The sequence below is a fragment of the Streptomyces sp. NPDC033180 genome (assembly GCF_055577645.1).
In genome coordinates this window covers 1,278,708-1,298,490 of sequence record NZ_JBVIPU010000001.1, presented here as the reverse complement: position 1 = coordinate 1,298,490, position 19,783 = coordinate 1,278,708, and the positions used below count along the sequence as shown (strand labels likewise).

At 71.0% G+C, this 19,783-nt stretch carries 19 protein-coding genes; 14 read left to right on the top strand and 5 right to left on the bottom strand.

The features are described from left to right. Positions 1 to 156 precede the first annotated feature (156 nt). From ACZ5WE_RS05830 to ACZ5WE_RS05815, 4 genes are all read left to right on the top strand, one after another. Entirely contained in the window at positions 157 to 1,368 is a 1,212-nt protein-coding gene (locus tag ACZ5WE_RS05830) for a DUF445 domain-containing protein (protein ID WP_467687861.1), read from the top strand. 90 nt (positions 1,369 to 1,458) lie between these two features. Then, entirely contained in the window at positions 1,459 to 2,916 is a 1,458-nt protein-coding gene (locus ACZ5WE_RS05825) for an MFS transporter (RefSeq protein ID WP_467687166.1), read from the top strand. Between the two features lie 134 nt (positions 2,917 to 3,050). Then, complete coding sequence (locus tag ACZ5WE_RS05820; RefSeq protein WP_467687863.1) at positions 3,051 to 3,977, top strand: GlxA family transcriptional regulator; 927 nt, start codon at positions 3,051 to 3,053, stop codon at positions 3,975 to 3,977. Between the two features lie 249 nt (positions 3,978 to 4,226). Continuing rightward, positions 4,227 to 4,682, top strand: a complete 456-nt coding sequence (locus ACZ5WE_RS05815) for a hypothetical protein (RefSeq protein WP_467687168.1) — start codon at positions 4,227 to 4,229, stop codon at positions 4,680 to 4,682. Between the two features lie 199 nt (positions 4,683 to 4,881). On the opposite strand, the gene ACZ5WE_RS05810 is transcribed toward ACZ5WE_RS05815, so the two are convergent. Beyond that, positions 4,882 to 5,199, bottom strand: a complete 318-nt coding sequence (locus ACZ5WE_RS05810) for a hypothetical protein (RefSeq protein WP_467687170.1) — start codon at positions 5,197 to 5,199, stop codon at positions 4,882 to 4,884. A 200-nt stretch (positions 5,200 to 5,399) separates the two neighbouring features. On the opposite strand from ACZ5WE_RS05810, the gene ACZ5WE_RS05805 reads away from it, so the two are divergent. Together ACZ5WE_RS05805 and ACZ5WE_RS05800 are read left to right on the top strand one after the other, a co-directional pair. Further along, positions 5,400 to 6,662, top strand: a complete 1,263-nt coding sequence (locus ACZ5WE_RS05805; RefSeq protein ID WP_467687172.1) for an FAD-dependent oxidoreductase — start codon at positions 5,400 to 5,402, stop codon at positions 6,660 to 6,662. A 218-nt stretch (positions 6,663 to 6,880) separates the two neighbouring features. Beyond that, positions 6,881 to 7,168 (top strand): hypothetical protein, encoded by a 288-nt coding sequence (locus tag ACZ5WE_RS05800; RefSeq protein WP_467687174.1) that lies wholly within the window; start codon positions 6,881 to 6,883, stop codon positions 7,166 to 7,168. Between the two features lie 63 nt (positions 7,169 to 7,231). Here the strand turns inward: ACZ5WE_RS05800 and ACZ5WE_RS05795 are convergent, their stop codons facing one another. Both ACZ5WE_RS05795 and ACZ5WE_RS05790 read right to left on the bottom strand, forming a co-directional pair. Next, positions 7,232 to 8,014: an HNH endonuclease gene (locus ACZ5WE_RS05795; protein WP_467687176.1), complete on the bottom strand. Its 783-nt coding sequence runs from the start codon at positions 8,012 to 8,014 to the stop codon at positions 7,232 to 7,234. A gap of 68 nt (positions 8,015 to 8,082) precedes the next feature. Beyond that, a complete protein-coding gene (locus tag ACZ5WE_RS05790) occupies positions 8,083 to 9,108 on the bottom strand; it encodes an SEC-C metal-binding domain-containing protein (protein ID WP_467687177.1) in 1,026 nt (341 codons plus the stop codon). Between the two features lie 206 nt (positions 9,109 to 9,314). Here ACZ5WE_RS05790 and ACZ5WE_RS05785 point away from each other — a divergent pair, with 206 nt between their 5' ends. From ACZ5WE_RS05785 to ACZ5WE_RS05770, 4 genes are all read left to right on the top strand, one after another. Then, entirely contained in the window at positions 9,315 to 10,058 is a 744-nt protein-coding gene (locus tag ACZ5WE_RS05785; protein WP_467687178.1) for a class E sortase, read from the top strand. A gap of 140 nt (positions 10,059 to 10,198) precedes the next feature. Then, a complete protein-coding gene (locus tag ACZ5WE_RS05780) occupies positions 10,199 to 10,528 on the top strand; it encodes a DUF6412 domain-containing protein (RefSeq protein WP_467687180.1) in 330 nt (109 codons plus the stop codon). Between the two features lie 122 nt (positions 10,529 to 10,650). After that, positions 10,651 to 11,445 carry a YidC/Oxa1 family membrane protein insertase gene (locus ACZ5WE_RS05775; protein WP_467687864.1) on the top strand — a complete coding sequence of 265 codons (795 nt, stop codon included), beginning with the start codon at positions 10,651 to 10,653 and terminating at the stop codon, positions 11,443 to 11,445. A 189-nt stretch (positions 11,446 to 11,634) separates the two neighbouring features. Beyond that, complete coding sequence (locus ACZ5WE_RS05770; protein ID WP_467687182.1) at positions 11,635 to 12,492, top strand: fumarylacetoacetate hydrolase family protein; 858 nt, start codon at positions 11,635 to 11,637, stop codon at positions 12,490 to 12,492. Positions 12,493 to 12,630: 138 nt separating this feature from the next. On the opposite strand, the gene ACZ5WE_RS05765 is transcribed toward ACZ5WE_RS05770, so the two are convergent. Together ACZ5WE_RS05765 and ACZ5WE_RS05760 are read right to left on the bottom strand one after the other, a co-directional pair. Then, positions 12,631 to 13,098, bottom strand: coding sequence for a heme-degrading domain-containing protein (locus ACZ5WE_RS05765; protein WP_467687184.1), 468 nt, complete (start codon positions 13,096 to 13,098; stop codon positions 12,631 to 12,633). After that, positions 13,095 to 14,210 carry a Gfo/Idh/MocA family protein gene (locus ACZ5WE_RS05760; protein ID WP_467687186.1) on the bottom strand — a complete coding sequence of 372 codons (1,116 nt, stop codon included), beginning with the start codon at positions 14,208 to 14,210 and terminating at the stop codon, positions 13,095 to 13,097. The genes ACZ5WE_RS05765 and ACZ5WE_RS05760 overlap by 4 nt, the downstream gene beginning before the upstream one ends. Before the next feature lie 89 nt (positions 14,211 to 14,299). Here ACZ5WE_RS05760 and ACZ5WE_RS05755 point away from each other — a divergent pair, with 89 nt between their 5' ends. From ACZ5WE_RS05755 to ACZ5WE_RS05740, 4 genes are all read left to right on the top strand, one after another. Beyond that, a complete protein-coding gene (locus ACZ5WE_RS05755) occupies positions 14,300 to 15,574 on the top strand; it encodes an ROK family transcriptional regulator (protein WP_467687866.1) in 1,275 nt (424 codons plus the stop codon). 1,185 nt (positions 15,575 to 16,759) lie between these two features. Further along, complete coding sequence (locus ACZ5WE_RS05750) at positions 16,760 to 17,653, top strand: hypothetical protein (protein ID WP_467687188.1); 894 nt, start codon at positions 16,760 to 16,762, stop codon at positions 17,651 to 17,653. A 69-nt stretch (positions 17,654 to 17,722) separates the two neighbouring features. Further along, on the top strand, positions 17,723 to 18,517 hold the full coding sequence (locus ACZ5WE_RS05745) for a GntR family transcriptional regulator (protein WP_467687189.1): 795 nt from the start codon (positions 17,723 to 17,725) through the stop codon (positions 18,515 to 18,517). A gap of 137 nt (positions 18,518 to 18,654) precedes the next feature. Next, on the top strand, positions 18,655 to 19,779 hold the full coding sequence (locus tag ACZ5WE_RS05740) for a TIGR03364 family FAD-dependent oxidoreductase (RefSeq protein WP_467687191.1): 1,125 nt from the start codon (positions 18,655 to 18,657) through the stop codon (positions 19,777 to 19,779). Positions 19,780 to 19,783 lie beyond the last annotated feature (4 nt).

The window sequence follows — 19,783 nt, the reverse complement described above, 5'->3', positions numbered from 1 at the left end:
CAGCATGCCCGCGGGCTCCGCCCTTCAAGCGGCGCCCCTTCCGGCGCGGGCGGTGCGCCTGCCGGCTCTGGCGGGGGCGGTGGCGGCTTCGCTCCGGGTGGCGGCGGCTTCACGTACAGCCCCGCCGACGAGGAGAAGCGGCGCGGCGTCCGCCGGATGAAGATCACAGCGACGGGCCTCCTCCTGTTCGTCGCACTCGTCTACGTACTCGCCAAGTGGGCCCAGAACTCCGGCGCGGGCGCCTGGGCGGGCTATGTCGCGGCGGGGGCCGAGGCCGGCATGGTCGGCGCGCTCGCCGACTGGTTCGCGGTGACGGCGCTCTTCCGCCACCCCCTGGGCCTGCCCATCCCGCACACGGCCATCATCCCGAACAAGAAGGACCAACTGGGCGCGTCACTCGGCGACTTCGTGGGCGAGAACTTCCTCTCCTCCGATGTCGTACGCGGCCGGCTGCGCGCGGTGGGCATCGGCTCCCGCCTCGGCACCTGGCTCGCGGACCCCGAACACGCCGATCGGGTGACGGCGGAGCTCGCCACGGCGCTGCGCGGCGCTCTGACGGTGCTTCGCGACTCGGACGTCCAGGCGGTCGTCGGCGAGGCCATCACCCGCCGGGCCGACGCCCAGGAGATCGCGCCCGGCATCGGAAAGATGCTGGAGAAGGTCGTCGCGGACGGAGGCCACAAACGGGTCGTCGACCTGGTCTGCGTACGTGCCCACGACTGGCTGGTCGAGCACGACGAGTCGGTCATGGACGCGGTGCAGGGCGGCGCCCCCGGCTGGACCCCGCGCTTCGTCGACAAGAAGGTCGGCGAGCGGGTCTACAAGGAACTGCTTCGCTTCCTCACCGAGATGCGGGACATGCCCGAGCACCCCGCACGCGGCGCCGTCGACCGCTTCCTCGCCGACTTCGCCAACGACCTCCAGTCCGACTCGGACACCCGCGAGCGCGTGGAGCGCCTCAAGCGTGAGGTGCTCGGCCGCGGCGAGGTGCAGGACCTGATCGCCTCCGCCTGGTCGGCGGTACGCCAGATGATCGTGGCCGCCGCCGAGGACGAGCGCAGCGAGCTGCGCCTGAGGGTGCGGGCCTCGCTGCTCTCGCTCGGCGCGCGGATGGCCACGGACGGACGGCTCCAGCAGAAGGTGGACGGCTGGGTCGAGGGCGCCGCAGTGTACGTGGTGACGACGTACCGCGACGAGATCACCTCCCTGATCACCGACACGGTCGCGGGCTGGGACGCCGAGCACACCTCGAAGAAGATCGAGGCCCACATCGGCCGCGACCTGCAGTTCATCCGGATCAATGGCACGGTGGTGGGAGCGCTGGCGGGCCTCGCGATCTACACGGTGTCGCACGCGCTGGGCGGCTGACCCGTCGGCGGCCGTAGAGAGCGGGGCGTAACCGCCGCCCGGCAGGGCACTCGTACGGCCGTCCACCCGCTTCGGCGCAAGGAGGCCCCGATGTCGTCCCCCGGCACCGAAGCCACGGTCACCACGGCCGTGCCCGCCCGACTCGACCGGCTTCCCTGGTCCCGCTGGCACTGGATGATCGTCATCGGCCTCGGCACGGTGTGGATCCTGGACGGCCTCGAGGTCACCACCGTCGGCAACATCGCGAGCCGCCTCTCCGAGGAGGGCAGCGGCCTCGCGATCAGCTCGGCCCAGATCACCGGCACCGCGGCGGCCCTGTACGTGGCGGGAGCCTGCGTGGGGGCCCTCTTCTTCGGCCGCCTCACCGACAAGTTCGGCCGGAAGAAGCTCTTCATGGTCACCCTCGCGGTGTACCTCGGCGCCACCGCGCTCACCGCGCTCTCCTTCGACGCCTGGTGGTTCTTCCTCTTCCGGTTCCTCACCGGCTTCGGCATCGGCGGCGAGTACGCGGCCATCAACTCGGCCATCGACGAACTCATCCCCTCCAAGTACCGCGGGCGCGTGGACCTGATCATCAACGGCAGCTACTGGCTGGGCGCGATCGGCGGTTCGCTGCTCTCGGTGGTCATGCTGAACACCAGCATCTTCCCCAAGGACCTCGGCTGGCGGCTGACCTTCGCCCTCGGCGTCGTACTCGGCCTGGTGATCCTGCTCGTGCGCCGCCATGTGCCGGAGAGCCCGCGCTGGCAGTTCATCCACGGCCGCGGTGAGGAGGCGGACGCGCTCGTCACGTCGGTGGAGCGGGAGATCGAGGAGGAGAAGGGCGAACGCCTGCCGCCGCCCGCCAGCGAGATCACCATCCACCAGCGCAAGAGCATCGGTTTCGGCCTCATCGCCAAGACCGTCTTTCGTGACTATCCCAAGCGGGCGGTGCTCGGCCTGTCCCTCTTCATCGGCCAGGCGTTCCTCTACAACGCGATCACTTTCGGCTTCGGGGCGATCCTCACCAAGTTCTTCGACGTCCCCTCGGGCAGCACGGGTTACTACTTCGCCGTCATCGCCGCGGGCAACTTCCTCGGCCCGCTGTTCCTCGGCAAGCTCTTCGACACGGTCGGCCGCCGGATCATGATCTCCTCGACGTACATCGTGTCGGGCGTCCTGCTCTTCGGCACGGCCTGGCTCTTCGGCCGCGGCTCGCTGAGCGCGGCGACGCTCACGGCCTGCTGGTGCGTGGTGCTGTTCTTCGCGTCGGCGGGTGCGAGCAGCGCGTATCTGACGGTCTCCGAGATCTTCCCCATGGAGACCAGGGCCATGGCGATCGCCTTCTTCTACGCCATCGGTACGGCGGCCGGCGGCATCAGCGGCCCGCTGATCTTCGCCAAGCTGACCGAGTCGGGCGTCGTCGGCGACACGGTGCTCGCCTTCCGGATCGGCGCGGGCCTGATGTGCGCGGCGGGTTTGGTCGCGGCGGTGTTCGCGGTGAAGGCGGAACAGCGGTCCCTGGAGGACATCGCGAGGCCGCTGTCGGAGGCGAAGGCGGGGGCGTAGTCCGAGCCGGATGGGAGGATCCCGGCATGAGCGGAGAGGGAGAGGGAGCGGGAGAGGGAGCGGGAGAGGGAGCGGGAGCGGGAGCGGAGGTTCCGCACCGGGTGGCGGTCCTCGTCAGGGACGGTGTCCTGCCCATGGAACTGGGCCTGATCCACCAGCTGTTCGGCAACGCGCGCTCGCCGCGGGGCGCGCGCCTCTACGAGCTGACGACCTGTGCCCTGACCCCCGGCATGATCCGTACGGACGCGGACTTCCCCGTCTACGCCGAGCACGGCCCCGACGCGGTGGCCGCCGCGGACACGGTGATCATCCCGGCATCGCACGAGGAGGACGAGTCGCTGGTGCCGGGCGGTCTTTCGCCTGCCCTGGCGGGCGCGCTGGAGTCCGCCACCGGCGCCCGTACCGCCTCCATCTGCACCGGCGCCTTCGTCCTGGCGGCAGCAGGCCTCCTGGACGGCCGCAGGGCGACGACGCACTGGCTCTCGGCGGACCTCTTCGCCCGTACGTTCCCGACCGTGACCGTCGATCCGGACGTCCTGTACGTCGACGAGGGTCAAGTCCTCACCTCCGCGGGCGAGGCCGCCGGTATCGACCTCTGCCTGCACATGATCCGCGGCGACCACGGAGCCGCGGTGGCGGCCGACGTGGCCCGCCGCAATGTCGTACCCCCGCACCGCGAGGGCGGCCAGGCCCAGTACATCCGGCGCCCGGTGACGGAGCCACGCCTGACGTCGACGGGCCGGGCCAGGGAGTGGGCCCAAGAGCGGCTGGCCGAGCCCCTGACGCTGGCCGAGATGGCCGAGCGGGAGTCCATGAGCGTGCGCACCTTCAGCCGCCGCTTCCGCGAGGAGACGGGCCTGACGCCGATGCAGTGGCTGACCCAGCGCCGCCTGGACCGGGCCCGCGAACTGCTTGAGGAGACGGACCGCACGGTCGACCGCATCGCGGCGGAGGCGGGCTTCGGCACGGGAGCTTCGCTGAGGCAGCACTTCCAGGCGGGTGTCGGGGTGTCGCCGGGGGCGTACCGGGTGACGTTCAGGGGGACGAGGGACTCGGTCTGAGGGAGCCCGCTCTGAGCTTGGGAGCCCGCTCTGAGCTTGGGGGCCGGTCTGAGCTTGAGTGGGCCGGTCTGAGCTGGAGGGAGCCGGTCTGAGCTGGAGGGGGGCCCGCTCTGAGCTTGAGGGGGCCGGTCTGAGCTTGAGGGGGGCCGGTCTGAGTACGCGTACTCTGTCGCGCCCCCCGGTGAGGTCGGCAGGCTCGTACGCATGACGGCGAAGTCGATGAACCCGAGCCCACGGATGAGGCAGCGCATGAGCCCGCGCCACGACCTGAGCCCCGTGAACCCGCGGAACCTGCTGAGGCCCCTGCCCGGCGACCCGCCCCTGCGGCGTTGGACGACGCGCGCGGTGGGCGGGGGCCTCGCGGCGGGGGCGTACCTCCTCTGCCTGCCCTGGGACCTGCGCAACCGCCCGGAAACGCCCGGCGCGATCAACGAGACGTCACCGGTGACGGCGCTGGGGATCACCGGACTGACCATCGCCATGCTGTCCCTGGCGGCCTACTTCGGCTTCCGTGACCGCCTCGGCTGGGCACTGCTCCTGGTGGCGGCACCGCCGGCGACGCTGATGTACGTCTCCTTCGACAGCCACCCGGAGCCGGACGCGGCGGTGTGGCCGCTGGCGTGGGGGTTCTTCGTCCTGGTGATGGGGGCGGGGGTGCTGGCGGTGGCGGGGTTCGCGCGCTTGTTCAGGGACAGTGAGGCCTGAGCGGGGAGGGGTAAGGCAGGCCTGAGCGGGGTCAGGTGGGAGCGGACGTCCGGCGTCAGACGGGGAGCGGACGTCCGGCGTTGGACGGCAATGGAGGTCCGGCATCAGAGGAAGTGGACGTCCGGCGTCAGAGGGAAGTGGACGTCCGGCGTCAGGTGGGAGCGGACGTCCGGCGTTGGACGGCAATGGACGTCCGGCGTCAGACGGAAGTGGACGTCCGGCGGCGATCGGCAAGTACCCACGAGGCAAGCCCCACGCCACCCGCGACCCCGAAGACCGCGGGCCAGGCCCCGACCTTCTTGGCGAGCGGATGCGACCCGGCGAAGGCGGCAACGTACGTGGCACTGAGCGCGGCGGCGGTTTTCGCTCCCGCGCTCTGCTGCCACTGCCGCGCGGCGGCCGCCCCCGCGGCGGCGAGGACAACGCCGCCGAGCGGCCGCTTCTTGGTCCACCGGGCGACGGCGTACCCCCCGACGAGCCCACTGGCGGCCACTGCTGCTGCGGGTACCTTCGCCACGCCTGCCTCGCTTTCACGAATTCCGGCTGACGCTTCCAGCCGATACGTCCTCAATGCATCCTCAATGCATCCGTGGCCCGAGGCTAACGCGCCAGGAAAGCCTTGCGGCGAGGGGGCCTGCCCCACGTAGGTTGGTGAGGGTGCGCGCTGCGGCCGAGCGGCGCGATCGAAGGCGCACCGACGAGGGACCGATAGTAGAGATGACCGCGCGAACCCCTGCCTCCAGCACCCGAACCGCCCTGGTCATCGGGGGTGGCATCGCGGGCCTGGTGGCGGCGATGGCACTGCACAAGGCGGGCATTGAGGCGAGGGTGTACGAGGCGTACGACGACGCCGTGCCGAAGGGTCGGGGTTCCGGCCTGGGCGGCGGGATGACGATCGCGCCCAACGGCCAGCAGGCGCTGGAGGCGATCGACGCGGCGGAGACCGTGAGCGCGATCGGCACCCCGGTCACCGCCCTGGGCCTGCGCAGCTGGACGGGCAGACACCTGGCCCGACTGACCCCACCCGCGGAACTCCCCACCACGCGCTTCGTCTGGCGCAGGGAGCTGCAGGAGGCGATCGCGGCGGAGACGGAACGCCGCGCGATCCCCACCCACCGGGGCAAGCGCCTCCTGGACGCAACCGACACCGGCACGGGGGTGACGGCCCGCTTCTCGGACGGCTCACTGGCGAGGGCGGACATCCTGATCGGCGCGGACGGCTTGCGCTCGACGGTGCGCGAACTGATCGATCCGTCAACACCGAAGCCGCACTACGCGGGAACGCTGACCTTCACGGCACACGTACCAAGGACGGAACTCCCCTCAACATCCGGGGTGTTGTACATGTGCTACGGCAAGCGGGCGTACTTCGCCTACCAGATCTTCGACGACGGTTCGGCGGCCTGGTTCGCCAACCTGCCGCACCGCGAGCCGATGACGTGGGCGGAGATGCAGGCGGTGGGCGCGGGGGCGTGGCTGAAGTGCCTGGGAGAGGCGTTCGCGGGGGACCGCACTGCGGCACCGGACCTGGTGAAGGCCACACTCCCGGAGGGCTTCCTGATCACAGGCCCCACAGAAACGATCCCCCCGGTCCGGACGTGGAGCCGGGGCCGCATGACCCTGATCGGCGACGCGGCACACGCGACGCCGCCGACCTCGGGTCAGGGAGCGTCGCTGGCGTCGGAGAGCGCGGTGGAACTGGCCCGCTGCCTGCGGGACTTGCCCCCGGGCAAGGCCTTCAAGGCGTACGAGTCCCTGCGCCGCCCCAGGGTGGACCGCATCCTGAAACACACGACGGCCACCGCGACGGCCACATCGGCCGCAGCCCGCACAGCCACACCAAAGCCGGCGGGCCCCGTGAGCCGAGCCCTCCGTGACGCGTTGCTGCCGGTGGCGACGAAGGTGGGCGGGGCTGGGGGAGCGGTGTGGGGGGCGTGGCAGTTCGACCACCGGATCAACTGGGAGGAGCGGGTCGGGTAAGGGGCCGGGGACGGACCCTGCTCTCCAGATGCCGCGCCTGTCCGGGTGAGGGGCTGCCCGGCTGAGGGGCTGCCCGGGTGAGGGGCTGCCCGGGTGAGGGGCGGCCCGGTCGGGCGACTGTCCGGGTGAATTGCGGAGGGGCAGGTCTGTGCGGTCGGGAAATAGGGAAAAACCCGCACACATCCCCACCCCAAGATCACGTACCTGAAAGGGACCCCATGCGTATTCGTACCGCCTTGGCCGTCACCGCCCTCGCCGCCGGCGCCGTGCTGGGCGCCAGCGGCACCGCCCTCGCCGACGACGACCAGGGCTGGCGTTTCGGCTTCGCCTACGAGAACGTCGGCGGCCCCGCAGGCATCACCGAGGCCGCCGGCCACGGCGCAAGCGGCCACGACGACAACGGCCACAACCAGGGCTGGATGGCCGGCTTCGCCTACGAGAACGTCGGCGGCCCCGCAGGCATCACCAAGGGCGCGGGCCACGGCGCGGGCAGCCACGACGACTAGGTCACCAGCAACACCGAGCACCACCCAGAAGGAGGGCCCGCCGGGAGCGGGCCCTCTTTCTGTCTACGTGTGTTCCGTGGGGACGCCGGGGGCCGCGTGAGGGTCGCCCGGTATATGTGTGCGGAGCATGGCCCTCAGCGCGTTCGGGGTGCGCCAGGATTCTCCCGGACAGCTCTTGTGACACATGCGGTGGCAGTTGGCGCACAGGAAGGCGAGGTCGTCGAGGCTGGTCTCGGTTGGCCCGGAGACGTGAAGGGGGAGCACGTGGTGCACCTCGATGTATCCCTCTCCCAACTGGCCATACGCACGACCGAAATTGAAGGAGCACACCTCGCATTCGATCGCCTGTCGCAGGCTCCTGGCCCGCTTGATCTTGCGGTCGCGAAGGCCTCGGTCGCGCTCGCGGTACAGCGCCCAGCGGGCGAGTAGACGCCCCTCACGGCTCGTGGTCACGCCATCGTCACCTGCCTCGTCCGGCTGAGGTGGGACACGCTGCAGCTCTCCGGATCCGATGCCCGTACGGATGGCTTCTGCGGCGTCGCGCATCTCGTCAGGCCGTTCCAGGAAATCGGACACGACCTCTCTCGTGAGACGACCTCCCTTGGTCGGCGCACCGGGATACGAAGGGTGAACTGTCATGATGTCGCCGGTCTTGCGGCTGACGCTGTTTGGCGAGCGGAAGCGGGGGTCGCTCAAGGCCGCGTCTCCATGTAGTGGGAGAGCCCGGAGCAGGTCGGACAGCTCAAGCACTCGCTCATCCGTCTGGCGCAGCTCGTGCCAGTCGTTCTGCATGACGAGTGCGCAGGCGAGCAGTAGTTCGTCCCGGGTCCAGGAGATCCTCAACACGGAATTATCGTATGCGCGTTCGCCACTGCGTGGGGAGTGGTTGCCGTGGCTTTGAGCAGACCCCCCGGCTAGCCGTCAGTCGTTCCGTGGCAGTCGGCGTATGAGGTTCCCGACCCGCACCAACAAGCAGCCCCCGCCTCCGGCGGCCACCCCACAGCCCGCCCCCGCGCCGCCAGCGTCGTTGCGTACTGCGGTAGCAAGGACACGTCCGTTGGGTCCGTGCCCTCTGAGGCTGCGAAGGCTTCGTAGGACGGGACTGTGCCTGTGACGATGCCCAGGTTGGGGGTGCCGGAGGATGCCAGCTCCCTCAAGGATTCCTCTATCGTCGCCAAGTGGGCCTCGTGGGACGGGTATTCGGATTCCAGGCTCGGGTACGCCGTCAGGAGTTCCGTCAGTTCCGTTGACGGCCAGTGCAGGACCGCCACCGGGAACGGGCGGGACAGGGCCTCCCTGTACGAGCCCAACTCTGCCTGGATTCGGGAGATTTCCGCGCGCAGTTCCGCTGGGTTGTCCGAACCCAGGGACCAGATTCGCTTCGGGTCGTGCAGTTCGTCCAGGGGGACGGGGGACGATGAGACCTCGTCCGCCAGGGCGTCCCACGCGTCGTGCTCGGCGCCCAGCAAGCGGCGCACCCTGTGGCGGCCGAACAGTAGCGGGCGTTGGTCGTAGGACGGGGCGCCCGCGGAGCCGCCGGGCGGCAGTAGGAGTTCCAGGGCCTGGGTGAAAGTTTCCTGCGCTTGCGTCAGCTCGTCGTGGGCCTCCAGCGACTCCGCCACGATCACCCACGGGGCCGGGTCGCGGGGCGCCGCCGCCCGGACTCCGTCGATGATCGCCCGTGCCTCCGCCTCGTGGCCGTACTCCCAGAGGTTCGAGGCCTTCAGGGCTCGGATGAGGGTGGGGGCCGACGCCGGGTGGGGGGCGTCCGGTGCCAGCAGGCGGTCGTAGAGCGTGGTCGCGCGGTCGCGTTCGCCCGCCAGCTCCAGGTGGGCCGCGGCCTGGACGAGCAGATGCTCGGTGTCCTCGGGGTACAAGCCGGCAGTCCGCTCCAGGCGCTCGGCTTCGGCGATGTGGTCGGCAGGCGTGTCGGGGCGCATACGGGACACCGTACTGCCGAGTGGGGGCGTTGCAGGAGGGTTGCCGTGCGGATGGATGCCGGAGACGCGGATACGGCGTTGATGCCTTGCCATGGCTACTTGGCGGGCCTGGCTCTATCGTGCGGGCGGCCGGGAGAAGGGTGGTGGCCGTGCGGGAGCGGGTTCCTGTTGTCGTGCAGGGGCGGAGGGCGCGCAGGGGTCCTCTGGTGCGGGGGCTGTGGGGTGGTGCCGAGGCTGCCGTCACCTGCGGGCTTGTGCTGCTGCTTCTCGTCGTCCATCAGCTCTGGTGGACCAACCGCCAGGCCCGCGAAGGCGCCGAGCGCCAGGTTCAGGCCCTTGAGCGGGAGTGGGGCAGCCCCTCCGCTTCCGCTCCTCCGAGCGCCGCTGTCGAGCCCGACGCCGTCCCCGGATCAGGGCCCGAGCCGCGTGCCTCGGATTCCGGTGAACCCTCCGGTCAGGAACCCGCCCGCCGCCAGCAGCCCGTCACCGCCCCCGACTGGGACCAGGCCTACGCCGTCCTCCGGATTCCGCGGATCGGGATACGCGTGCCCGTCGCGGAGGGGGTCAGCAAGAGTGGCGTACTGAACAGGGGCTACGTCGGTCACTACCCGCGTACCGCCCAGCCCGGTCAGGGCGGGAACTTCGCCCTTGCAGGGCACCGCAACACCCACGGCGAGCCCTTCCGCCGCATCAATCGGCTGAGGGGCGGGGACGAGCTCGTCGTCGAGACCGAAGAGGCCACATATACGTACGTCGTCGGCAAGACCCTCGCCCGGACCTCCGCCCGTGACAGCGGCGTCATCCGGCCCGTGCCCCGCAGTGACGTGAAGGAGGGGTACGGCTACCGCTCTCCCGGGTACTACATCACCCTCACCACCTGCACCCCCGAGTACACCTCCAAGTACCGGCTCATCGTGTGGGGGAAGCTGCAGTCCATGCGACCGAGGTAGCGGGCTCCCGGAGGCCCCGAAGTCCTCGAAGGCCCCGGTTCCGAAGGCTCCTTACGGCCGTCGGGGCCGATCCTGTATAACGGGCAGTACGCGATACGTCGTATCTGCGAGGGATTTCAGGGAGAGGGGGACGAGAGGCGATGCAGGACGCCACGGATGCCATCCGCAGCTGGAAAGCCGCACTCCGGCCCACCGGTCTTCTCCTCTTCCTCCTCGTCGAGGTCGTCCTCCTCGACGCGAGCAGCCTCACCGCCGCCGTCGCGCTCGCCGCGACCGCCGCGGCTGGCTCCGCGCTCGCCGTCTGCTCCCTGATCGCCGCGCGCTGCGCTCCCGCCGTGCCCCGCACTCGGGTACGTACGGCCATCCGCGACCGCGAGAAGCGCACGGCCTTCCTGCCGCAGCGCGATCCCGACGCCGCCGGGCGCAGGCGACCCCGAGCACCGGGCCGTCCCGTCATGACGGCCGCGTAGGGGAGTACCGGAAACCCGAAGCCCTCCTCGCGGGCCGTCACGCCGAAAAGAGCAGCAGCTCTTTCTTCTGTCTCCTCCTCGGCACGACGAGACCCCCGGAGGGCTTCTCCATGTCCGGCTTCCTGTCCGATTTCATGTCCCTGTTCGCCGATCTGGTCGGCTCCATCGCCGACCTCCTCGAACCGCTCTTCCACGCCTCAGCGATGGCCGCCGCCATCGTCCTCTTCACCGCGTGCGTACGACTCCTCGTCCACCCCCTGTCGCGGGCGTCGGCCCGCGGCCAGAAGGCGCGCGCCAAGCTTTCGCCGCAGATCGCCGAGCTGCGCAAGAAGCACGCCAAGAACCCCGAGAAGTTGCAGAAGGCGGTTCTTGAGCTGCACGCGGCGGAGAAGGTCTCGCCGCTCTCCGGGTGCCTGCCCAGCCTGTTCCAGCTTCCGGCGTTCTTCCTGCTCTACCACCTGTTCTCCAACTCCAGCATCGGTGGGGAAGCCAACGCGCTGCTCGGGCACAAGCTGTTCGAGGCGCCCCTCGGCGGGCGGTGGGCCGACGCGCTCGGTGACGGCGGGGTCTTCGGGGCGCAGGGGCTCGTCTACCTCGCGCTCTTCGCGATCGTCGCCACCGTCGCGACCTTCAATTTCCGGCGTACGAAGGTGCAGATGGCCGCGTCGGCCGCGGCCACGGCCGGTACGCCCGCCGGTGGCGCGGGGGAAGCGGGGCAGCAGGTGCCGGGCATGGGCGCGATCACCAAGGTGATGCCGTACATGTCGTACATGACGCTGTTCACCGTCGCTTTCGTGCCGCTGGCCGCCGCGCTGTACGTGGTCACCAGCACCACCTGGAGCGCGGTCGAGCGTGCCGTCCTCTACCGCGATATGCCGCACGGGGCCGGGGCGGGCGCGTTGGCTACCGCTGGGTAACGGTCCGGTCCGTGAACAGGGTCTTGCGGGATGGACGGTGACCTTGGAGGATCTTCCAATCCTCCGATGGCCGCAACCCTTCCTCAGCTCGCAACTCCGTTCAGGGGAGGCCCCAATCCGGGTCACGCGATCTGCCGGACCACGCGATCTCGGAGGTGAGTGGGCGCGCTCGACCAAGGGAGATTGACCATGAAGCTGCTGCGAGTCGGTACGGCGGGCGCCGAGCGCCCGGCGCTGCTCGATGCCGAGGGCACCTTGCGGGACCTTTCAGGGACCGTCACGGACATCGACGGCGCGCTGCTCACCGACACGGCGGCCCTCGACCGGATCCGGTCCGCCGCCGAGTCGGGCGAGCTGCCCGCGCTCGACGCGGCGGGGCTGCGGGTCGGGCCGCCGGTGGGCCGGATCGGCAAGGTCGTGTGCATCGGGCTGAACTACCACGACCACGCGCAGGAGACCGGGGCGACGCCGCCCGCCGAGCCCGTCATCTTCTTCAAGGCGGCGGACACGGTGGTCGGTCCGAACGACACGGTCCTGGTGCCGCGCAAGTCGGTCAAGACCGACTGGGAGGTCGAGCTCGCGATCGTCATCGGGCGTACCGCGCGCTACCTGGAGTCCGACGAGCAGGCGCTCGCGCACGTCGCCGGATACACGGTGTCGCACGACGTCTCGGAGCGCGAGTTCCAGATCGAGCGCGGTGGTACCTGGGACAAGGGCAAGAACTGCGAGACGTTCAACCCGCTGGGTCCTTGGCTGGTGACGGCGGACGAGGTCGCCGACCCGCAGGCGCTGTCCCTGAAGCTCTGGGTCAACGGCGAGCTGAAGCAGGACGGTACGACGGCCCAGCAGATCTTCCCCGTGGCTGAAGTGGTGCGCTACGTAAGCCAGTTCATGACCCTGTACCCGGGCGACGTCATCAACACCGGTACGCCGGCGGGGGTGGCCATGGGGCAGCCCGAGCCGAAGCCGTATCTGCGGGCCGGTGACGTGGTGGAGCTGGAGATCGAGGGGCTCGGGAAGCAGCGCCAGGAGCTGAAGGACGCGTAGCCCTCCGGGCGGGGGTGCGGCGGCTTCTTGGCACTCCGGAGCTGCGTCGGCGGAGTGGGCCTCCGCCGACGCCGTCCGCGGGTGCGCCGTGGCTGGGCGCGCAGTTCCCCGCGCCCCTCACGGGGCGTACCCGCGGCTTTACGTGAAACGCTCCAGCGCCTCGACCACCAGTGCGTGGTCCGCCGCCTGGGGGAGGCCCGACACCACCACCGTGCCGATCACGCCCGCGCCCCGCACCGCGATCGGGAACGCGCCGCCGTGGGCCGCGTACACGTCCGGGTCCAGGCGGGACGACTCCTCGAACGTCGTCCCCTTTGCGCGAAAGCGCGTGCCGACCAGGAACGACGAGCAGCCGTAGCGCTCGACGACGCGGCGCTTGCGGGCGATCCAGGCGTCGTTGTCCGGGGTCGATCCCGGCAGGGCCGCGTGGAAGAGCTGCTGGCCGCCCCGGGTGATGTCGATGGCCACCGGGGCCTGGCGCTCGCGGGCCAGGTCGACCAGGAGAGTGCCGAGCGCCCAGGCGTCCTCGTACGTGAAGTGGGGCAGGACCAGGCGGAGTTCCTGGGTCTCCAGCTCTTCCACTGTCGGTGCGGCGGGCGTCGTCATACGACCACCGTCACACCGTCGCGGGCCGAGCGGCGTGCGGCCTCAAGGACGTCGAGGGCCGATGCGGCCTCGTGCGCGGAGACCGGGTTGCGGCCGTTTCCGCGGAGCGCCGCCGCCACGGCCGCGTAGTACGCGGGGTAGTCGCCCGGCAGCGTCTTGACCGGGCTGCCGCCGCCGGTCAGCGGGGACTCGCCGGAGCCGACCCGGCCCCACATGCACTCGAGCTCCTCGCCCCAACTGCCCTCGTCCGTCGGTCGCTTGCCGTCGCGCAGGGCGGCTTCCTGCGGGTCGAGGCCGTACTTCACATAGCCCGCCGCTGAACCCAACGCGCGGAAACGCGGGCCGAGTTGGGCGGTGGTGGCGCTCACGTACAGATGTGAACGGACGCCGTTCTCGTGCGTGATCGCGATGAACGTGTCGTCGTCGGCCTCGGCGCCGGGGCGGCGGACGTCGGACTCCGCGTACACGGACCGGGCGGGGCCGAAGAGTACGAGCGCCTGGTCGACCACGTGGGACCCGAGGTCGTACAGCAGACCTCCGATCTCTTCGGGGTCCCCGGACTCGCGCCAGCCGCCCTTGGGCTGCGGACGCCACCGCTCGAAGCGGGACTCGAAGCGCCATACGTCGCCGAGTTCGCCGTCGGCGATGAGCTTCTGGAGCGTACGGAAGTCGTTGTCCCAGCGGCGGTTCTGGAAGACGGAGAGGAGCAGGCCGCGGTCGTCGGCGAGTGCCGCGAGCTCGCGGGCCTCGTCGGCCGTGCCCGCGATGGGCTTGTCCACGACGACCGGGAGGCCCGCCTTGAGGGCGGCGGTCGCGAGCGCGACGTGCGTCTTGTTCGGGGACGCGATCACCACCAGGTCGAGCTCGTCCGCGCGGGCCCAGAGGTCGTCGGCCGACGCGGCGAAGTTCAGCTGGTCACCGAACTCGGCGCGGGCCTGTGCCTGCCGCTCGGGGTTCGACGTGACGACCGTGTCGAGGGCGAGACCCTCGGTGGCGGCGATGAGCGGGGCGTGGAAGACGGAGCCCGCGAGACCGTATCCGATGAGGGCGACGCGAAGGGGGGAGTCTGAGCCTGAGCCGGAGTCTGAGCCAGTCGAGCCTGTACCAGTCATACCTGTCATACCAGTCATGCGTTCCACTTAAGCAACGGTGTTGCCAAAGCGCAAGCGCGGGCGACAATGGGGGTGTGAACAGCACTGATATGGCAAGGGCGGGTACGGGGAGCGGTGGTAGCGGTGGTAGCGGTGGCAGGACGGGCGCCGGGGTGAACCTGCCGGTGCTGCGCGGGCACAACGCCGCCCTTGTGCTCGACCTGCTGCGCACGGCGGGGGACGGTGGCATAAGTCGCCTCGAACTGGCCGAGCGTACGGGGCTCACGCCGCAGGCCGTCAGCAAGATCACCGCGCGGCTCCGTACGGAGGGCCTCGCGGCGGAGGCGGGCCGGCGCGCGTCCACGGGCGGCAAGCCGCGGACCCTCCTTCGCCTGGTCCCGGACGCAGGCCACGCGATCGGTCTTCACTTGGACCGCGACGAGCTGACGGCGGTCCTGGCCGACGTGACGGGCCACGTGGTCGTGGAACGCCGGGCGCCACTGGATTTCGCCGCGGGCGCGGAGGCGGTGGTGGACGCGGCGGTGGCGGTGGTGCGGGAGCTGGCGTCGGGCGGGGCGCCAGGCGGTGGGGCGCCGTCGCCGGCCCCCGGTCGAGGTCCAGGTTCCGACCTCGACCTCGACCTCGACCTCGGCCCCGGCCCGGGCCCCGGCCCGGGCCCGGGCCCCGGCCCCGGTCCCGCGCCGGGGCTGCTCGGCGTGGGGATCGCGCTGCCCGGCCCGCTCGACCACGCCGACGGGGTGCTGCACCGCGTGACCGGGTTTCCCGCGTGGGACGGCTTCCCGCTGCGGGACGCGTTCGCCGGGCGGCTCGGGCTGCCGGTGGTGGTGGACAAGGACACGAACGCCGCGGCGCTGGGCCTCGCGCTGGGCGGAGTGGCGGAGTCCTTCGCGTATCTGCACCTCGGGACGGGTCTGGGCGCGGGCCTCGTGCTGGGCGGGGGGCTCTACCGCGGGGCGCGGACGGGGGCGGGCGAGTTCGGCCACCAGGTGATCCAGCTGGACGGCCCGGAGTGCGAGTGCGGCGCCCGCGGCTGCATCGAGGCGCTGTGCCTGGCGGCGGTCGCGCGGGGCGATCTGGACGAGGCGGCGCGGGTTCTCGGGGCGGGGGCGGGGAACCTGGTCAGCCTGCTCGACATCGACCTCGTACTGCTCGGCGGCCGGGCCGTCCTGGCGGACGAGGAGCGCTTTGTACGAGGGGTGGGCGGGGTGGTCACCGAACGGGCGAGGCGTGGCGGCGGCGGAACGGACGTCCCGGTCGCCGTCGCGCCCGGCGGCGAGCGGGGCGTCGCGGAGGGAGCGGCCCAACTGGTCCTTGCGCCGCTGTTCGGGCGGGCGGATGTGGCGTTTCCGGTGGGGCGGGCCTAGGGGGCGGCGGATCCGGAGCCAGGGGGCGCTCCGGTACTTCGGTGGCAGAGGGAGGGGGCCCAGCTGCGTGCTGGACGGACGGGGCATGCGTCGGGCGGCGACCTGGGGCTTGCAGGTGTCCGGCGGGGGGTGTGGTGCCGTCGGTGGTTGGGTCCCGGGGGGGGTGGGTGGTGGTTCGGGATTCGCGGGTGTGGGGCATTCGGGGTTTGTCCTGCGGTCGGTGGTCGGGTCTGTAGTCGGTGGGTGGCCCGGAGCTTGCAGATTTCCGGTAGGTGGGGTTGTGCCGTCGGTGGTTGGGGTTGGGGTTGGGGCCGGGAGGGGGTGGGTGGTGGTGGCCCGGAGTTTGTGGGTGTGTGGCTGGGTTGGTGGTGTGTGTGGTGGGTCGAGGCTCGGGGTGGTGTGGTGGTCCGGAGTTTGTGGGTGTGCGGCAGGTGGGCTTGTGCCCTCGGTGGTTGGGGTTGGGGGTCAGGAGGGGGCGGGTGGCGGCCCGGAATTCGCTGGTGTGCGGCTGGGTGGGTTGGTGGTGTGTGTGCGGTGGTCGGGGCCCGGGGTGGTGTGGTGGTCCGGAGCTTGTGGGTGTGCGGCAGGCTGGGTTAGCCGTGTGCGCGGCGGTGACGGGAGCCCGAAATGGTGCGGTGTCCCGGAACTTGCAGGTGCGTGGCAGGCGGAGGTAGTCGCTCTCGGTGGTTGGGTCCCGGGGGTCGGGCGGTGGCCTGGAATTCGCGGGTGTGCGGTAGGCGGGGTCTGTTGTGCCTTGGCGGTCAGGGGTTGGGTCGCGCGGTGTGCGGAGGTAGTCGTCCTCGGTGGTCGGAACGTGCGGTGTGCGGAGGTAGTCCTCCTCGGCGGTTGGAACGCGCGGTCGTGTCGATGGCGGGATCCGCAGGTGTGCGGTGGGCGTGGCCCCCCGGGCGATCAGCGATCAGCGATCAGCGCCGGCAGTCCCTCCCGTAACCCGGATTAACGGAAAGTCGGCTGATAGGGCGGATCTGCGCAGGCCACTCGGCCGTACGGGGTGTGGCGTGGCCGGGGGAAGCCCGGGGGCGTGGCAATCTCGCGGGCCATGACCCCTGTCATACGGCCCCCACTTCCGCCCCGCTCCTGATCACGCCCCGCTCCTGATCACGCCCCGTTCCTGATCGCGCTCCGCTCCCGTCCGCCTCGCGTCCAGCAAAGGCCAGGCCCCGCATGCGACTCCGCCGCTCTCTCGCCTCCGGCATCACCGCCGTCGCCGCCGTCGCCGCCGTCCTCGCGTCAGGGGTGGCTCCGGTAGCTGCCGCCAAGGGGGGTGTGGTGAGGGGCTCGGTAGCTGCCGTCTCCGTAGAGCGGCCCGCAGCGGCTCAGCCTCCGACCTGCTCCGAGCCCAGCGGCGACCGCAGCTTTCCCATCGGGACGCGGATCAAGGGCGGGCCCGCCAGCTACGAGGCCGGGGGCGGCTATCGGAGCTGGTCCGTCGAGTTGGCCAACACCACTCGCGGCAGCTGCGGGAACATCCACCCGGTCGTCGTCATCGTCGACAAGGAGCGCGAGCTGCGGCCCCGGCAGGTCCAGCTGGAGTTCCACGACGGCACGCGCTGGCGGCCCGTCGGCTTCGAGCGGACCGACCGGGACGAGAACGTCGGCGTCTTCGACGACGGATTCCCCGGGTTCACGGTCAAGGCGGGGCGGACCCTCGCCGTCAAGGTGCGGCTCTCCTTCACCTCCGAGGCCCGTTCCGAGCACGCCGTCATCTCCGCCGCCGTCGTCCAGCGCCGTGCCGACGACGGCGACTGGGTGGGCGAGTCCGAGGACTATCCCTTCGGTATCAATACCGAGGCCGGGGATGGTGACGGCGACCGTGACGGCGACGACTCCGGTGCCGGTCGCGACACCGAATCGAGCCCCGGCGGAGGGCGTGACGGCGGAAGCAGCGGCGGGCGAGAGCTCTCCGACGCCGGCGGCTTCTCGTACGCCGATGAACTCGCCGCCACAGGGCCCCGCGCCCTGCTCGGCGTCAGTGCCGTCGCCGGCGCGCTGTTCGCCGGGGGCTGGGCCCTCATCGCGGGGACCCGGCGTCTGCGAGCCGCAGCGCGCAGGCGTTGAGCACCACGCGAGAAGACCGCACCCCCTCCGTTCACCCGCCCGTTCACGTACGTCTGCGAACATCCCCAGGTGGACAACCCGAACCCCCCGCACCCTCCCGCGCACCTGCTCGACCAGGTACCCGGCGCCCCCATCCGCTCCGGCATCCCCGAGCACGGCCGCATCCCGAAGTACTACGCGGTGAAGGCCAAAATCGCCGACCTGATAGAGGAGTTGGGGGACGGGCAGACGCTGCCGACCGAGCGGGATCTCGCCGTGCGGTACGAGGTCGCTCGGGAGACCGTGCGGCAGGCGCTGCGTGAGCTGCTGCTCGAAGGGCGGCTGCGCAGACAGGGGCGGGGCACCGTCGTCGCCGGGCCCAAGCTGGAGCAGCCGCTATCCCTCGCGAGCTACACGGAAGGCGTACGGCGGCAGGGGCGCATCCCGGGGCGGAATCTCATCTCCCTCGATCGATTCCCCGCTCCCGAAGCCCTCGCCGCCGAGATCGGGGTCGAGCAAGGGGAGCCCGTCTGGCACATGGAGCGTGTGCTGCTGGCCGACGAGGAAAGGGTGGGCCTTGAGAGCACCTATGTCTCTGTCGCCCGCGTCCCCGCCCTTGATCGGGAATTCGAGCCCGACTCCTCCTTCTACGCCTACCTGCGCGACCAGCTCGGCATCTCCTTCGGCGACGCAGACGAACGCATCGAGACCGTCCTCGCCACCCCCCGCGAGGCCCTGCTCATCGGCACCCCTCCCGCGCTGCCCATGCTGCTGATCCACCGCGTCTCGCGGGACACCTCCGGCCACCCCCTGGAGCGGGTCCGCACCCTCTACCGCGGCGACCGGTTCTCCTTCACCACCCACCTGGGCAACGGCGGCGGCTGAACTCCCCCTCCCCACAAGGCGATCGATGATTCTGATCACGAGAAGGTAACGGGTCTAGGCCAACCTTGGGTGGCCGTTCACCGTCCCGTTGCCACCAGGACCACGGCGGGTCACTCGCCCCCAGGAGCGTTGCCGTCGTGAGAGTCATCGTCGTAGGAGCCGGTGTGGTGGGAACCATGCACGCCTGGCACGCAGTGGAACGCGGCCACCAGGTCGTACAGATCGAGCGCGAGAGCGAGGCCCGCGGGGCCTCACTGCGCAACTTCGGGCAGATATGGGTGAGCGGCCGCGCCGGAGGCGAGGAGCTGGACACCGCCCTGCGGGCCCGTGAACTGTGGGAGGAGATAGGCGCGAGGGTGGAGGGCATCGGCTTCCGGGCCAACGGCTCCCTCACCCTCGTGCGCAACGAACGCGAGCGCGCGGTCGCCGAGGCCGCCCTCACCCGCCCCGACGCGGCGGCCCGCGGCTACAAGCTGCTCGACGCCGACGAGGCACGCGCCCTCAACCCGGCGCTGCGGGGCGACTTCATCGCCGGGCTGTGGTGCGAGCGGGATGCCGCCGTGGAGCCGCGCACAGCTCAACTCCGGTTGCGCGAGGCACTTCGCGCCTCGCCCCGCTACACCTTCCTGCCCGGCCGCGAGGTCCGCGAAGTCGTCGGCGAGAACGCGGTGCGGGACGACCACGGTGACGTACACACCGGCGATGTCGTCGTGCTCGCCACCGGCGCCTGGCTCGGCGGTCTCGTGCGGGAGGTGGCCGGACCCGATCTGCCCGTGCGGCGCGTACGGCTGCAGATGATGCAGACCGAAGCCCTCGGTGAGGAGCTCACCACCTCCGTCGCCGACGCCGACAGCTTCCGCTACTACCCGGCGTACAAGTCGGACGCCCTCGACGCACTCAACGCCGGGCAGGCGCAGACGCCCACCGCCGCCGAGCACAAGATGCAGCTCCTGATGGTGCAGCGCAAGGACGGCGGCCTGACCATCGGCGACACCCACGAGTACGAGCACCCCTTCGCCTTCGACACCCTCGAAGGCCCCTACGACCACCTGACCGAGGTCGTCGAGGGCTTCCTGGGCCGGCCGTTGCCGAAGATCAAACGGCGCTGGGCCGGCGTGTACGCCCAGTGCGTCGACACGGCTCGCGTCGTGCACCGCCAGCAGGTGCGCGATGGCGTGTGGCTGGTCACCGGGCCCGGCGGGCGCGGCATGACGTGTTCGCCCGCGATCGCGGAGAAGACCGCGAACGAGTTGGGATGGTGAGTGG

Coding starts and splice junctions, on each gene's coding strand:
- ACZ5WE_RS05760 (WP_467687186.1), bottom strand. CDS start 14,210: ATGACTGGTACAGGCTCGACTGGCTCAGACTCCGGCTCAGGCTCAGAC.
- ACZ5WE_RS05755 (WP_467687866.1), top strand. CDS start 14,300: ATGGCAAGGGCGGGTACGGGGAGCGGTGGTAGCGGTGGTAGCGGTGGC.
- ACZ5WE_RS05765 (WP_467687184.1), bottom strand. CDS start 13,098: ATGACGACGCCCGCCGCACCGACAGTGGAAGAGCTGGAGACCCAGGAA.
- ACZ5WE_RS05805 (WP_467687172.1), top strand. CDS start 5,400: ATGACCGCGCGAACCCCTGCCTCCAGCACCCGAACCGCCCTGGTCATC.
- ACZ5WE_RS05770 (WP_467687182.1), top strand. CDS start 11,635: ATGAAGCTGCTGCGAGTCGGTACGGCGGGCGCCGAGCGCCCGGCGCTG.
- ACZ5WE_RS05825 (WP_467687166.1), top strand. CDS start 1,459: ATGTCGTCCCCCGGCACCGAAGCCACGGTCACCACGGCCGTGCCCGCC.
- ACZ5WE_RS05800 (WP_467687174.1), top strand. CDS start 6,881: ATGCGTATTCGTACCGCCTTGGCCGTCACCGCCCTCGCCGCCGGCGCC.
- ACZ5WE_RS05815 (WP_467687168.1), top strand. CDS start 4,227: ATGAGCCCGCGCCACGACCTGAGCCCCGTGAACCCGCGGAACCTGCTG.
- ACZ5WE_RS05780 (WP_467687180.1), top strand. CDS start 10,199: ATGCAGGACGCCACGGATGCCATCCGCAGCTGGAAAGCCGCACTCCGG.
- ACZ5WE_RS05790 (WP_467687177.1), bottom strand. CDS start 9,108: ATGCGCCCCGACACGCCTGCCGACCACATCGCCGAAGCCGAGCGCCTG.
- ACZ5WE_RS05750 (WP_467687188.1), top strand. CDS start 16,760: ATGCGACTCCGCCGCTCTCTCGCCTCCGGCATCACCGCCGTCGCCGCC.
- ACZ5WE_RS05820 (WP_467687863.1), top strand. CDS start 3,051: ATGGAACTGGGCCTGATCCACCAGCTGTTCGGCAACGCGCGCTCGCCG.
- ACZ5WE_RS05830 (WP_467687861.1), top strand. CDS start 157: ATGAAGATCACAGCGACGGGCCTCCTCCTGTTCGTCGCACTCGTCTAC.